Genomic DNA, 14,605 nt, shown 5'->3' with positions numbered 1-14,605 from the left:
AGCTGGTCAGGATTCATCGACCCGCAACGGGCGAAACGGGCTTTACCGCTGTCAATGAGAGGACGTGTCATCCGTCCGGCGACAATGAACGTCGTAGACCACGCTGCCATCGGTCATGCGCAAGCTCTGTACCGCATCGTCGGGGTTGTTGTGGGGCGCCAGGCCGGCAACGATGCCCAGCGACGGGGCGTCCGAAGCAGCCCGGGAGGCATCCATCGTTACGGTATCGCCCTCGCGGAGCGGTTTGTCGTCGGCGTCATGCCCTAGAACTGGCTTCATCTCGGAGCCTCTGCGCTGGAAGTCTTTGGAATGTTTCGGCGTGAATGCCGGGGGAATGTCACAAGCAGGCTACCACGTCGCCATGCGCCCAACCCGTCGAGAAAAGACGACTTGATAGCGCTTTTTCTCATGCTGAAAGACGAGATCGAGCGCTTTTCGAACCCAGGAAGGCTGGCATCGAGGCGGCTACAACTCTTGCGGCTCAACGCGTACAATCGCCGCCATCTAATCGCCGCTATCTTCGATTCCCCGCGAACTCACCATCGATCGATGCCGTGTGAGTCGCCTTCAGTCAGTGAAACCACTCATGTCAGATTCTCAGCTTGCGCAGGAAGCGGCCCTCCGCCGCACTTTTGCCATCATCAGCCACCCGGATGCGGGCAAGACCACGATCACCGAGAAAATGCTGCTGTTCGGAAACGCCATTCAGCTCGCCGGTTCGGTCAAGAGCAAGCGGGCCGAGCGTCACGCCACGTCCGACTGGATGAAGATGGAGCAGGAGCGTGGTATCTCGGTCACCACCTCGGTGATGCAGTTCCCCTACAACGGGCGCATCGTCAACCTGCTCGACACCCCTGGCCACGAGGATTTCTCCGAAGATACCTACCGCACCCTGACCGCTGTCGATTCCGCCTTGATGGTCATCGATGCGGCCAAGGGCGTCGAAGATCGAACCATCAAGTTGATGGAAGTCTGTCGGCTGCGCACCACGCCGATCCTGACCTTCATCAACAAGATGGATCGGGAGACACGCGATCCGATCGAGGTGATGGACGAGATCGAGACGGTCCTCGGCATGCAGTGTGCGCCAATGACCTGGCCGATCGGCATGGGGCGTCAGTTCAAGGGCGTCTACCATCTCTATGACGATGTGATCCATCTCTATACCCAGGGGCAGGGCAACCGGATTCCGGAAGACAAGCGCATCGAAGGGCTGGACAGCGAAGAGGTCGACCGGATACTCGGCGAGAGCGCGGCGGAAGAGCTGCGCATGGAGGTCGAGCTGGTACGGGGCGCTTCGCATGAGTTTGACCTGGAAGCCTATCGTCGGGGGGAGCTGTCTCCGGTCTATTTCGGAACCGCGATGGGCAATTTCGGGGTGCGTGAAATGCTCAACGGGTTCGTCGAGTTCGCACCGACGCCCCAGGCCCGGGAAACCGATGCCCGTGAAGTGGTGGCCGACGATGGGCGTTTCTCCGGCTTCGTTTTCAAGATCCAGGCCAACATGGATCCCAAGCATCGCGACCGTGTGGCGTTTCTGCGCATCTGCTCCGGCAAGTACGAACGCAACATGAAGATGCGCCACGTGCGCATTGGCAAGGATGTCAAGATCGCGGACGCGCTGACGTTCATGGCATCCGACCGGTCTCACGTGGAAGAGGCCTGGCCCGGCGATATCATCGGTCTGCACAATCACGGCACGATCCAGATCGGGGACACCTTCACCGCCGGCGAGGATATGCGCTTCCTCGGGATCCCGCATTTTGCCCCGGAACTGTTCCGCCGCGTCCGGCTCCGTGATCCGCTCAAGATGAAGGCGCTGCAGAAAGGGCTTCAGCAGCTCTCCGAAGAGGGCGCGACACAGGTCTTCCTGCCGTTGGACAACAACGACCTGATCGTTGGCGCGGTAGGTACGCTGCAGTTCGATGTGGTCGCGCACCGCCTCAAGGAGGAGTACAAGGTCGACTGCCTTTATGAGCCGGTCAACGTCAACACGGCCCGCTGGATCTACAGCAAGGATGCCAAGAAGCTCGACGAGTTCAAGCGGAAGGCCAGTACCAACCTGGCCCTGGATGGCGGGGATTACCTGACCTATCTGGCGCCGACCCGCGTCAACCTGCAGATGACCCAGGAGCGCTGGCCGGAAATCGAGTTCAGGGCCACCCGCGAGCACTGAGTGCCGGCATTGCCTGACAGGAGCGGCCTTGTGAATCTTGCCGCTCCGTAATGCTTGCGCCATGCTGACGAAGGCCATTCGCGCATTGGGCAGGCGCCGATGGTTCGTACACGAGCACGAGCAATGGTTCGTTGTTGGGCAATCCGGTCGACCAGAAAAAGGAGAATGGCGATGGCTTCCAAATTCTTGAAAGAGTTTCGAGAGTTTGCCGTCAAGGGTAACGTCGTCGATATGGCGGTAGGCATTATCATCGGTGGCGCTTTCACGTTGATCGTGCAGAGCCTGGTGAAAAATGTCTTCAACCCGGTGCTCGGATTGCTCATCGGTGGTGTCGACTTCGCGAATTTCTTCGTCGTGCTCAAGGAAGGCGGCACCCCGGGGCCGTATGCAACATTGTCGGCCGCGCAGGAGGCTGGCGCCGTCACGCTGGATTATGGGCTGTTCCTGAATGCGGTTCTCAGTTTCGTCATCGTCGCCTTCGTCGTCTTTCTGCTGGTACGCACCATCAATCGCCTGAAGCGCGAGGAGGCTGTCGCTCCCCAGGCGCCGACGGACAAGGCGTGTCCGTACTGCTTCATGACGATCCCCATCAAGGCGACCAAGTGCGGTCACTGCACCGCTGAAATGCCTTTGCAGGAAGAGAACGTCGGGAGCTGATCATGCTTTTCGACTCCCATTGCCATCTGGATTTCGACCGTTTCGACACCGATCGCGAAGCCGTTTTCGAACGCGCTCACGCGGCCGGCGTCTCGCGCTTCCTGGTGCCGGGCACGACCCGTCAGCGTTGGCCTGCCGTGCTCGATCTAGGCGAGCGTGATGACGTCGTCGTTTCGCTTGGGTTGCATCCCTATTTCGTCGAGGCGCATGCGGACAGCGATCTGGAAGCGCTGGCGGAGGAAATCGGGCGTCACGAGCATCTGGTCGGTATCGGTGAATGCGGCGTCGATGCCAGATTCGAGGATACGCTGGAGCAGCAGTGGTCGCTGTTCGAGGCGCAGCTTCAACTGGCCAAACGGCATCGGCTGCCCATCATCATTCACTGCGTCCATGCCGACGACCAGGTGGCCAAGCGGCTCAGGCAGCTCGATCTGCCGGCGCGGGGATTGATTCATGCTTTCGGGGGCAGCCCGCAGCAGGCCAGGAGATTTCTGGATCTCGGTTATAGTCTCGGGTTGGGAGGCGCGGTGACTTACGATCGGGCTAAACGACTGCATCGGGCGGTGCAGTCGATCCCCAACGACGGCTTCGTGCTGGAAAGCGACAGCCCGGACATGCCGCTATCCGGGCGCCAGGGGCAACGTAACGAACCTGCCCACCTGATGGAGACAGCCGAGTCGGTTGCCCGACTGCGAGGCCAGACACGGGAATCCGTGATCGCCAACGCGTGGGTCAACACGCACCGGCTGTTCGGTCTCGATGCTGACGGGTGAGCTTCGGTCCGTGTGTCAGTCGCCCACGATCCGCTCAGGGTCGAGACGCTCCAGCGGATAAGGCAGTTCACGCAGGGTCAGCTTGCGATCCCCCACGAACAGCGCCGATTCGCCATCCACACTGGTATTGATGACAGCGAGGATGTCGCAGCGTTCGGTGTCGTCACCGGCCGTGGCCTGGAAGATCTCTCCCACGCGCTTGTCTTCCGCGCTACGGATCTCGTCGCCGATGGCCGGTATCGAAGCGCCTTCCAGGGTAGCGATCTGCAAGCGCCGTTTGACCTGCCCGCGAAAATGCGCCCGCGCCACGACCTCCTGCCCGGTGTAACAGCCCTTGCGGAAACTGATTCCGCCCAACGCTTCCCAGTTGATCATCTGCGGCAGGAACGCATCGCTGTGTTCGGCGGTTAGCCAGGCGACGCCGGCACCGATGTCCGCGCGCCGCCACAGGGCCGTATCGGCGGGATCGGCATGGCGACGCAACGTATCCCAACGGGCAGCAGCCTGAGACGTGGGCAGGATCAATACGAAGCGTGATCGGCTGGCAGGGTGACGCAAGGCAAGAACGTCGTCCTGCTGTGCCATATGCCAGTCGAGGCGGGGCAGATCGGGAAGATCGGCCTCGGCCCATGACTCGGGCTCGCCGACCATTCCGATGATTGCCAGGTCCTCGCGATGGCGCAGCGTCATCTTGTAGAAAGGGGCGTATTTTCCCAGCTGCGTGGCCAGCGGTCCCGCCAGAGAGGTATCCAGCAGCAGCCAGTAGCGTTCGGCAGAGACCTTGAGTATCTCGGCATTGGCGATCATTCTGCCCTTGGGCGTGCAGAAGGCCGTCAACGGGGCAAAAGCGCCATCGGCGTGATCGGTGTTGGCACTGGTCTGACCTTGCAGAAAGCGAGCGGCATCGGGTCCTTCGCATTCCAGAATGCGGAAATGCGTCAGCGGTATCAGGCCATTGCCCTCGGCAAGCCGATGACCGCTTTCCGGGAAATGCCAGTCGTGATCGTTCAACTGGCGCCCGCCCGCGGCCGTAAGATGTGCCAGCCAATCGTCCATCCAAACTCTCCCGTAACAATGTTGGTGGCGTACCGGGATACCAGGTGCCTGGATATCGGTACAAGTCTGGCGTCAAGATGGCGTCGATTCCGCTGCATTGCAACGTCGGCCCCGAAAACGACGTGCTACGCTATGCTGCTGGCCTGAACGTTGTCTGAACCTTATCTGAATCTCGTTACCTGAATTGTAGAAAGGCCATCGTAAATAGAACGTAGTGGAGAAACCTGCATGTCCCGGATCAATCTGACCCTGAAAGGGGTGTCCACCCCCGAAGACCTCAACCGCGTTACCACGGCTCTGATGATGGTGGACGGTGTCGAGAGCGTCGATATCGGAAGAGAATGGGCGGAAGTCGAGGGACGTGTTTCCCGTGACGCGCTGATCAAGGCGGTGGCCTCGTTGAAGTCGGGCTATACGGCTCAGTGATCGAGTCGACGGCGCAGTGAGGCGTGGCTCGTGGATCGGTGAGGCTTGAATGACGATGCCCTTGAATGAAGATACTTTGGACCCTAATTAGTGACCATGAACAAACCTTTCAAGATCCAATCCAAGTATCGTCCGGCCGGGGACCAGCCGGCCGCCATCGAAGGGCTGGTTCGCGGCCTCGGCGCTGGCTTGTCGCACCAGACACTGCTCGGCGTCACCGGCTCCGGCAAGACCTTCACCATGGCCAACGTCGTCGAGACGCTGCAGCGCCCGACGATCGTGCTCGCGCCCAACAAGACGCTGGCGGCCCAGCTCTACGGCGAGTTCAAGAGCTTCTTCCCGGACAACGCGGTCGAGTATTTCGTCTCCTACTACGACTACTACCAGCCGGAAGCGTACGTGCCGTCTTCCGACACCTTCATCGAGAAGGATGCCTCGATCAACGACCACATCGAGCAGATGCGGCTGTCGGCGACCAAGGCGCTGCTGGAGCGTCGAGACGCGCTGATCGTGGTGTCGGTCTCCGCGATCTATGGTCTGGGCGATCCCGAGCAGTACATGAAGATGCGTCTGCACTTCAATCGCGGCGAGCAGATCGACCAGCGCAGCTTTCTGCGCCGGCTGGCCGAGCTGCAATACACGCGTAACGACGCCGATTTCCGGCGCGGGACGTATCGTGTGCGCGGCGATGTCATCGACGTCTTCCCGGCGGATGCCGAGGACGAGGGCGTGCGCATCGAGCTGTTCGACGACGAGATCGACTCGATCCGGCTGTTCGATCCGCTGACGGGAGAAGTGCGCGGGCAGGTGCCGCGCATGACGATCTACCCCAAGAGCCACTATGTGACGCCCCGCGACACGATTCTTGGCGCGATCGAGTCGATCAAGCAGGAGCTGGCGGACCGGCTCGAATATCTTCGAAAGCACGAACGTCTGGTCGAGGCGCAGCGTCTCGAGCAGCGTACGCTCTACGACATCGAGATGATGCTGGAGCTGGGTTACTGCAACGGCATCGAGAACTACTCGCGTTACCTATCGGGGCGAGCGCCGGGGCAGGCGCCGCCGACGTTCTTCGACTATCTGCCGGACGACGCGCTGCTGTTCATCGACGAGTCCCACGTCAGCGTGCCGCAGGTCGGCGGCATGTATCGGGGTGACCGTTCGCGCAAGGAAACCCTGGTCGAATATGGCTTCCGCCTGCCCTCGGCGCTGGACAACCGCCCCATGACCTTCGAGGAGTGGGAGGGCATCGTTCCGCAGACCGTGTTCGTCTCGGCGACGCCCGGGCCATACGAGGCGGAGCACGCCGGCCAGGTGGTCGAGCAGGTGGTACGCCCGACGGGGTTGGTCGACCCCGAAATCGAGGTGCGCCCGGCGAGCACGCAAGTCGACGATCTGCTCTCGGAGATCCGGCTGCGCGTCGATGTCGGAGAGCGCGTGCTGGTGACGACCTTGACCAAGCGCATGGCGGAAGACCTGACCGAGTATTTCGACGAGCACGACATTCGCGTCCGCTACCTCCATTCGGATATCGATACCGTCGAGCGGGTCGAGATCATCCGTGACCTTCGGCTGGGCAAGTTCGACGTGCTGGTCGGCATCAACCTGCTGCGCGAGGGGCTCGATATTCCGGAAGTCTCGTTGGTCGCGATTCTGGATGCCGACAAGGAAGGCTTCCTGCGCGCCGAACGTTCGTTGATCCAGACGATCGGCCGCGCCGCCCGTAACGCCCACGGCAAGGCGATTCTCTATGGTGATCGCATTACCGACTCGATGCGTCGAGCCATGGATGAAACCGAACGCCGCCGCAACAAGCAGATCGAGCATAACGAGCGGCATGGCATCACGCCGATGACCGTTACCAAATCCGTCGCCGATATCATGGAAGGGGCGCAGGCGCCGGGGCGCAAGGGCGGGCGCAAGCGAACCGAGCAGCTGGTGGCGGAAGCCCCGGGCGACTATACCCGCGAAGCTCTGAGCGCGATGAACGCGCCGCAGTTGACCAAGGAAATCGGCAAGCTCGAGGATCGTATGCACGAGGCTGCGCAGAACCTGGAGTTCGAGCAGGCCGCGAAGCTGCGTGATCAATTGCATACCTTGAAGGCGCGTCTGCTGGAGCTGGGATGAGTCGAAGCCCCGAACTTGAATCGATGGCGGGGCGCTTGCGTCAGACTCGGGTGACTGCGGTCGATTGCTGGGGCAAGGCGCTGCTGGTGACTTTTGCCGATGGCCACGTGCTCTATTCCCATAACCAGCTCTATGGCGTCTGGCGTCTCCATCGGAGCGACCGACCGCCCAGGACGAATCGCATCCTGCGTGCCCGCTTGTCGACCTCCCGACATACGGCGAGCCTCTACAGCGCTTCCGATATCTCGTTGTGGACCACGCAAACCCTGGAGCGGCAGCCGTTCCTGGCGCGACTAGGCCCGGATCTGCTGACGCATGACGTCTCGACAGGGGATATCGTCGCGAGACTGGGCGAGCGCCGTTTCGCGGGCCGTGGTCTGGGCAGCTTGTTGCTCGATCAAGGGTTCTACGCAGGCATCGGCAATTACCTGCGTTCGGAGATCCTGTTCTATGCCGGGCTCGGGCCCATGAAGCGACCCAGGGATCTGTCTGATACCCAGCGGGAAAAGCTCGCGAACAGCATCCTGACGACGATTCACCAAGCGTATCGCGAAGCGGGCGTGACCAATCGGTCAGGCTGGCGAAAGCGAATGCAGCGAGCCGGTAAACGTCGTGCCCAGTGGCGATTCGCCGTTTTCGATCGTGATGAAGAGCCTTGCCACGCCTGCGGTGCCACTATCCAGCGTGCGTCTGTCGCGTCTCGCCGATTCTATTATTGTCCTGTCTGCCAGCAGGGCTGAAGAAATCGCATCGGACCGTATTAGGGAATCGGAAGTGAAGGTTTATACCGTTATCTTTTATGCTGACACCTTGTAGCAAACTGCCAATTTCCCGTTACTCAGGTATAATTCGCGCGCTTGAAATCACCGACTCACGGGCGATGAACCCGTCGGGCAGTTACCGTGACCAGCCAGGAGTACCTTGATGACCACGATCCGTCAGGAGGATCTCATCCAAAGCGTGGCCGATGCGCTGCAGTACATCTCCTATTACCATCCCAAGGATTTCATCGATGCCATGCACGCGGCGTACCAGCGGGAAGAGAATCCCGCCGCGCGCGATGCCATCGCACAAATCCTGATCAACTCGAGGATGTGTGCCACCGGCCATCGTCCGATCTGCCAGGACACGGGCATCGTCACGGTATTCGTTCACGTCGGCATGAATGTTCGCTGGGAAGCGGACATGAGCCTCGACGACATGGTCAACGAAGGCGTTCGCCGCGCCTATACACTGCCGGATAACGTCCTTCGTGCATCAGTCCTGGCCGACCCCGATGGCAAGCGCCAGAACACCGGCGACAACACGCCGGCGATCATCCATCACAAGCTGGTGCCGGGCGATACGGTGGAAATTCATGTCGCTGCCAAGGGCGGCGGTAGTGAAGCGAAATCCAAGTTCGCCATGCTCAATCCGTCGGATAGCGTCGTCGACTGGGTCATGGAACAGCTGCCCAAGATGGGGGCGGGCTGGTGTCCGCCAGGCATGCTGGGTATCGGCATTGGCGGAACGGCGGAAAAGGCGATGGAGCTGGCGAAGGAAGCGCTGCTCGATCCCATCGACATTCAAGCGTTGCAGGCCCGTGGCGCCAGCAACCGGGCCGAGGAGCTGCGTCTCGAGCTGTTCGAGAAGGTCAACCAGAGCGGCATCGGTGCTCAGGGGCTGGGCGGTCTGACGACAGTCCTCGACATCAAGGTCAAGGACTATCCGACCCACGCCGCCAACAAGCCGGTCGCCATCATCCCCAACTGCGCGGCGACGCGTCACGTCCATTTCACTCTCGATGGCAGCGGTGCGGCCGAGCTGCCGGCGCCGAAGCTCGACGACTGGCCGGAAATCACCTGGGAGGTCGGCGAGGGCGTACGCCGCGTCAATCTCGACGAAGTCACCCCTGAAGCCGTGCGCGAATGGCAGCCTGGCGATACCGTACTGCTGTCGGGCAAGCTGCTGACCGGGCGCGACGCTGCCCACAAGCGGATGGTCGATATGCTGGCCAAGGGCGAGAGTCTGCCGGTCGATCTGAAGAACCGGTTCATCTATTACGTCGGGCCGGTCGACCCGGTGGGCGATGAAGTGGTTGGGCCGGCCGGGCCGACCACCGCCACCCGCATGGACAAGTTCACGCGGACGATGCTAGAAGAGACCGGCTTGCTCGGCATGGTCGGCAAGGCGGAGCGCGGACCGCTGGCGATCGAGGCCATTCGCGACAATCAGGCGGTATACCTGATGGCTGTCGGTGGCGCTGCGTATCTGGTGGCGCAGGCCATCAAGAAAGCGGAAGTCATCGCTTTCGATGACCTGGGTATGGAAGCGATCTACGAGTTCGAGGTCGAGGACATGCCGGTCACGGTAGCCGTGGATCATCTGGGTACGTCGGTTCACCAGACCGGGCCTGCCAAGTGGAAAGAGATCATCGCCGAGCGAGTTTGACGGTCAAGCACGGCATCATCCTGGTTGCGCGGAACCTGTCCGAAGCGTCTGTCGGAGAGAAAAGCGCTGAAAGAAGAGGGCCCTGTGGGGCTCTCTTCTTTTTTCGGTATGATAATGCTTGGCGATTTTGGCGAGAGCGACGACATGATGCGATGTGGTGAACGATGGCGGACATGACCTGGCTGATCGGTATGCTGCTGTTCGTTACCCATGTTGCGGGCATTGTCACGGCAATCGTGGCACTGATGTCGAGCCGTACCTCTCAAGGCGCTGTCGCCTGGATCGTCACGTTGCTCAGCTTCCCCTACATTGCCGTGCCCATTTTCTGGACTTTCGGTCGACCTCGGTTCTACGGCTATGTCTCCGCACGAGGCGAGCGCGATACCGTGCTTCGTCAGGTCCTGCAGCGCTATCGCCCGCAGACCGAGCCTTATATCTCACGCCCGGAGACCGCAAGCGGCCGCATTCGTGCGGTCGAGGGGCTGGCGCGGATGCCGATGACCCAGGGCAATCGGGCCGAGCTGCTGGTCGACGGCGACGAGACTTTCGAAAGCCTGTTCGATGGCATCGATCATGCCGAAACGTACATTCTGGTCCAGTTCTTCATCGTCCGAGCCGACGAGATCGGCATGGCCTTCAAGCGGAAGCTGATCCATCAGGCCGAGCGTGGCATCAACGTCTACTTTCTCTACGACGAGATCGGCAGCCGAGGGCTCTCCGGCGGCTATCTGCGGGATCTCGAGGAGGCGGGAGTCCGTGTCTCGGCCTTCAATTCGTCTCGCGGTTGGCGGCATCGTTTCCAGATCAATTTCCGCAATCATCGCAAGATCGTGGTGGTCGACGGGCGCGAAGGGTGGACCGGCGGACTCAACGTGGCCGACGAATATCTGGGGCGCGTCGAGCGATACGGCAAATGGCGCGACACGCACCTCAAGCTCCAGGGGCCGAGCGTGCTGGCACTTCAGGAAGCCTTCTGGGAAGACTGGTACTGGGCAACGGGCGATATTTTGGCACTGGGCTGGAAACCCCAGCCCGTATCGGGAACGTCCCAGCACGTTGCCGTCGTGCCTTCCGGGCCGGCCGATGGAAGAGAAACGGCAAGCCTGCTGGTGCAGCATGCCATTCACGGGGCCCGACACCGTCTTTGGGTGACCAGCCCCTATTTCGTTCCCGACCATGGCGTTCAGGATGCGCTGACGTTGGCCGCGCTGCGAGGAGTCGACGTGCGTGTGCTGATCCCCGAACGACCGGACCATCTGCTGGTGTTTCTCTCGGCCTTTGCCTTCCTGCCGGAAATGATTCGTAACGGTGTTAAAATATACCGTTATCAACCTGGCTTCCTACACCAAAAAGTCCTGCTCGTGGATGACCACACCTCAATGGTAGGGACGGTCAATCTCGACAATCGGTCCTTTAGGCTGAACTTCGAAATCACCGCCTATATACCCGACAAGTCCTTCGCCGCTACCGCATTCGACATGCTCGAGAAGGATTTCGCCAATAGCCGCCAAGTCAGCCAGCGTGAGCTTGCCGAGCGCCCGCTCTGGCGCAAGCTGCTCTCGCGGGCCACTTACTTACTGTCACCCGTACAATAATGACGCAGCCTTTACTGCCGGCCTGACGGCCGGTTAGCAGAATGGATGCCGGAGGCTTCATTGAATCTTGAAACCAAATGGCTCGAAGACTTCGTTGCCCTAGCCAATACGCGCAGTTTCTCGGGATCCGCACGTCAACGACATGTCACGCAACCGGCTTTCAGCCGTCGGATTCGCTCGCTGGAGCAGGCGATCGGGGCCACTCTGGTGGATCGCTCGACGACACCGGTCAGCCTGACACCGGAAGGCCAGCTCTTTCTGGTCACTGCGCGCAATATCGTCGAGCAGCTCAACGATAGCCTGGCCCATGTTCGCGGCCTGGCAATGGACAACGAGGCGCTGGATATCGTCGCCGCGCATTCGCTGGCCCTGGCATTCTATCCGCCCTGGATTTCGCGCTTGCAGAAGGGGGTCGGTGAACTGCCGACGCGCCTGGTGGCGATGAATGTGGGCGATGCCATCCACGTGCTGCGAGAGGGCAATTGCGATCTGATGCTGGCGTATCACGATCCCTATGCCACCATGCAGCTGGACGCGGAGATATTTCCCTCGTTCTCCATCGGCCAGGTCAAGATGCTTCCCGTGAGCGTGCCGGACGCCACCGGCGGGCCGAAATTCTCCTTCGATGGAGAAGGCGCGATACCGTTTCTCTCCTACACTCAGGGCGCTTTTCTTGGCCGCAGCGTACGCATGCTGCTCAAGAACGAGCCTGGGCGCATGCGATTGAAAACGGTCTATGAAACCGCGATGGCAGAAGGACTCAAGGGAATGGCGCTTCAGGGTGTCGGTCTCGCCTGGATACCCGATTTCTGCATTCGTGACGAACTGGCCAACGGCAAGCTGGTCCGTGCGGCGGGGGACAACTGGGATATCCCGCTGGAAATTCGCCTCTATCGTTGCTCGCTGGTACACAAGCCCGGCGTGGAAAAGCTGTGGCGACGCATGATGAAGCTGCCGAGCGACTTCTTGCGGGCCTGAGTCGAGCCAGGCCGAGAAAGCGACGGGCGTCGGAGCGGCATCACGGGCAGGGTAGGTCGCAATCTCGTCTAGACTATTGATATCGGCGAAACAGCCCTTTGGCAGAGATTCCCAGAGTTCGTCTGCACCTCGCGGGGTGACAGCCAACAACAAGGAACCAACGTGACAGCCCTCCATTCCAACACCATCTCCTTCTTCAAGTACTGGAGCGCAGTGGTTCGCGATTCCGTCAAGCTGTGGCTCGACCGCAACGCTTTCAGCTATGCCGGTTCGCTGGCGTTCTATACGCTCTTTTCCTTGGCACCGACGGTGATCATTGCAGTCAGTGTGGTCGGGTTGTGGTTGGGCGAAGATGCCGCCCGCGGGGAAATCGTGGCTCGGTTGCAGAATACCCTGGGGCCTTCGGCGGCCAACGCGATCGAAGATGCCGTGGCGCAATCCAGTATCGAGGCTTCGGGCATTCTGCCCACCATCATCGGTTTCGTGACGCTATTGATTGGCGCGACCACGGTTTTCGGTCAGATGCAGTTCTCGCTCAATACCATCTGGAGCGTCGCGCCCAACCCGGACCGGAACAGCGTTCTGCTGTTTGCCAAGAAGCGTCTGCTATCCATGGCAGTGGTACTGGCCATCGGCTTCGTGCTGATGGTGTCGCTGGTGCTTGGCGTGATCCTGCGAGTGACTTTCGATTACGCGGGTGACTGGGTGCCAGGCAGCGTTTTTCTGCTGGACATGGCCCAGTTTGCGCTATCCATCGTGGTCGTGACGCTGTTCTTCGCCACGATATTCAAGGTGTTGCCGGACGTCGTGCTTTCCTACCGCGACGTACTGCTGGGCGCTCTGGTGACGGCGGTGCTGTTCATCATCGGGCGCAATGCCATCGCCGCCTATCTGGCACATACCGCAACGGCATCGACCTATGGGGCGGCCGGCTCGGTCGTGCTGGTTCTTTTGTGGGTGTATTACTCGTCGCTGATTCTACTGTTTGGCGCCGCGTTTACCCGGACGCATGTCCTGGCCAAAGGCGGCCATGTCATACCTCGCAACACGGCAGTCGTGATACGCCATGAAGTGATTACCAAGGAGAATTCATCTCATGACCCATCGGACGATCAAAGCTCGGGTGAGCGGGCGAGTGCAAGGCGTTAGCTATCGTGAGCATGTACGTCGCCACGCGGAGCGCTGGGGCATCACCGGACATGCGATCAACCTCGAGGATGGCCGGGTCGAAGTGGTTGCCTGCGGTGAGGCTGTCGCCATTGCCGAGCTGATCGATCAATTGTGGGAAGGTTCACCAGCGGCCGACGTGACCGACGTCGCCGTGGAAGAAGCCACACTCGCGGCGCCGGCGAGCTTCACCACGGGCTGACGCCGAATGACAACGAACTCGCCCGACCGCTGCGAATAGCGATCGGGCGAGCGCGCCTCAGGGAGAGGGGTAGGTCGTGAGCGTTTCGACGATCCAGTCGATCACGCCCGGGCCGTTGGCGTTCAGGCAGACCTCAGCCGCCGTCCCCTGCGACCAGCGCGTATCCACGAACTCCCGCTGCTCCGGCGCCATCACCGTCTGGCCTTCGGCCAGCCCATCGGTAACCACGCTCAAATAGCCTCGCTCGACGCTGAAGAGATCGGGGCGGAGCAGCCAGACCAGCGCGCAACTGTCATGGGGGCAGCAGCCATCGATGCCCAGCGCCTGCTGGTAGAACCGACGATAGAAGGCGTAACTTTCATCCAGCACCTTCCCCAGCGCCCCTTGGGCTCCGACGATCCGCGCCATGCTCTGCGGGTCCAGCACGCAGCGATGCGTCGCGTCCAGCCCGACCAGCGTGAGCGGCCAGTCCGCCTGCAAAACCCTGGCGGCGGCGTGAGGATCATTGAAAATGTTGGCTTCCGCGACCGGCGTCACGTTGCCGCCTTCTCGAATCGAACCTCCCATCACCACCACTCGCTTGACCTTGTCGACCAGACTGGGGTCGAGCTGCAGCGCGGCGGCGAGATTCCCCAACGGCCCGACGGCTACCAGAACGACTTCGCCAGGGCGGGCATTGACCTGGTCGACGATGAACTGGGCGGCGCTCTGTTTCAGTGCCTGGGTCGTGATGTCGGGTAGCGCGATATTGCCCAGGCCATTGTCTCCATGGATGTGGCCCGGCGGCGGATTCTTGCGCTTGACCATCGGCCCCGCCGCGCCCTGGGCGACCGGGATCGATTGGCCGGCTAGCTCGGCGAGCAGCAGCGCATTGTGGGTCGCGACCTCGATCGTGACGTTGCCGAAAGTCGTCGTCAGCCCCAGCAGCTCGATCTCGGGGTGAGCCAGCGCGATGGCGATGGCTTGTGCGTCATCGACACCGGGATCGGTATCGAAAATGATGGGTATGGGCATGCTA

At 61.0% G+C, this 14,605-nt stretch carries 14 protein-coding genes; 11 read left to right on the top strand and 3 right to left on the bottom strand.

Annotated elements, in window-relative coordinates; all coding sequences use genetic code 11:
• Window positions 1–51: 51 nt before the first annotated feature.
• Window positions 52–279 (bottom strand): hypothetical protein, encoded by a 228-nt coding sequence (locus tag DOM32_RS17725; RefSeq protein ID WP_157957035.1) that lies wholly within the window; start codon window positions 277–279, stop codon window positions 52–54.
• Between the two features lie 307 nt (window positions 280–586).
• Here DOM32_RS17725 and DOM32_RS07450 point away from each other — a divergent pair, with 307 nt between their 5' ends.
• From DOM32_RS07450 to DOM32_RS07440, 3 genes are all read left to right on the top strand, one after another.
• Window positions 587–2,176: a peptide chain release factor 3 gene (locus DOM32_RS07450; RefSeq protein ID WP_071230067.1), complete on the top strand. Its 1,590-nt coding sequence runs from the start codon at window positions 587–589 to the stop codon at window positions 2,174–2,176.
• Window positions 2,177–2,347: 171 nt separating this feature from the next.
• Entirely contained in the window at window positions 2,348–2,833 is a 486-nt protein-coding gene (gene mscL, locus DOM32_RS07445) for a large-conductance mechanosensitive channel protein MscL (protein ID WP_110632812.1), read from the top strand.
• 2 nt (window positions 2,834–2,835) lie between these two features.
• Window positions 2,836–3,606, top strand: a complete 771-nt coding sequence (locus DOM32_RS07440) for a TatD family hydrolase (RefSeq protein ID WP_110632809.1) — start codon at window positions 2,836–2,838, stop codon at window positions 3,604–3,606.
• Between the two features lie 15 nt (window positions 3,607–3,621).
• Here DOM32_RS07440 and ygfZ read toward each other — a convergent pair whose 3' ends face one another.
• Window positions 3,622–4,662: a CAF17-like 4Fe-4S cluster assembly/insertion protein YgfZ gene (gene ygfZ / locus DOM32_RS07435; RefSeq protein ID WP_110632806.1), complete on the bottom strand. Its 1,041-nt coding sequence runs from the start codon at window positions 4,660–4,662 to the stop codon at window positions 3,622–3,624.
• A 228-nt stretch (window positions 4,663–4,890) separates the two neighbouring features.
• Here ygfZ and DOM32_RS07430 point away from each other — a divergent pair, with 228 nt between their 5' ends.
• From DOM32_RS07430 to DOM32_RS07395, 8 genes are all read left to right on the top strand, one after another.
• The gene (locus DOM32_RS07430; RefSeq protein ID WP_071230064.1) at window positions 4,891–5,088 is read left to right on the top strand and encodes a heavy-metal-associated domain-containing protein; all 198 of its coding nucleotides are present in this window, start codon (window positions 4,891–4,893) and stop codon (window positions 5,086–5,088) included.
• Window positions 5,089–5,184: 96 nt separating this feature from the next.
• Window positions 5,185–7,215, top strand: a complete 2,031-nt coding sequence (uvrB, locus tag DOM32_RS07425) for an excinuclease ABC subunit UvrB (RefSeq protein ID WP_071230063.1) — start codon at window positions 5,185–5,187, stop codon at window positions 7,213–7,215.
• Window positions 7,212–7,955 carry an endonuclease VIII gene (nei, locus tag DOM32_RS07420; protein ID WP_083387145.1) on the top strand — a complete coding sequence of 248 codons (744 nt, stop codon included), beginning with the start codon at window positions 7,212–7,214 and terminating at the stop codon, window positions 7,953–7,955. The genes uvrB and nei overlap by 4 nt, the downstream gene beginning before the upstream one ends.
• A 184-nt stretch (window positions 7,956–8,139) precedes the next feature.
• Window positions 8,140–9,645, top strand: a complete 1,506-nt coding sequence (locus DOM32_RS07415) for a fumarate hydratase (RefSeq protein ID WP_071230061.1) — start codon at window positions 8,140–8,142, stop codon at window positions 9,643–9,645.
• 164 nt (window positions 9,646–9,809) lie between these two features.
• On the top strand, window positions 9,810–11,240 hold the full coding sequence (cls, locus tag DOM32_RS07410; RefSeq protein WP_420876614.1) for a cardiolipin synthase: 1,431 nt from the start codon (window positions 9,810–9,812) through the stop codon (window positions 11,238–11,240).
• Window positions 11,241–11,300: 60 nt separating this feature from the next.
• Window positions 11,301–12,218 carry a LysR substrate-binding domain-containing protein gene (locus DOM32_RS07405; protein WP_071230059.1) on the top strand — a complete coding sequence of 306 codons (918 nt, stop codon included), beginning with the start codon at window positions 11,301–11,303 and terminating at the stop codon, window positions 12,216–12,218.
• A gap of 162 nt (window positions 12,219–12,380) precedes the next feature.
• Window positions 12,381–13,367 (top strand): YihY/virulence factor BrkB family protein, encoded by a 987-nt coding sequence (locus DOM32_RS07400; protein WP_244179844.1) that lies wholly within the window; start codon window positions 12,381–12,383, stop codon window positions 13,365–13,367.
• Window positions 13,354–13,587 (top strand): acylphosphatase, encoded by a 234-nt coding sequence (locus DOM32_RS07395; protein WP_244179843.1) that lies wholly within the window; start codon window positions 13,354–13,356, stop codon window positions 13,585–13,587. Before DOM32_RS07400 ends, DOM32_RS07395 begins: the two co-directional genes overlap by 14 nt.
• 57 nt (window positions 13,588–13,644) lie before the next feature.
• Here DOM32_RS07395 and DOM32_RS07390 read toward each other — a convergent pair whose 3' ends face one another.
• Window positions 13,645–14,601, bottom strand: a complete 957-nt coding sequence (locus tag DOM32_RS07390; protein ID WP_071230057.1) for a nucleoside hydrolase — start codon at window positions 14,599–14,601, stop codon at window positions 13,645–13,647.
• Between the last annotated feature and the right edge of the window lie 4 nt (window positions 14,602–14,605).

It is taken from the genome of Salinicola salarius (genome assembly GCF_003206135.1).
Taxonomy (GTDB): Bacteria; Pseudomonadota; Gammaproteobacteria; order Pseudomonadales; family Halomonadaceae; genus Salinicola; species Salinicola salarius.
This window is presented reverse-complemented; position numbering and strand designations above follow the sequence as displayed.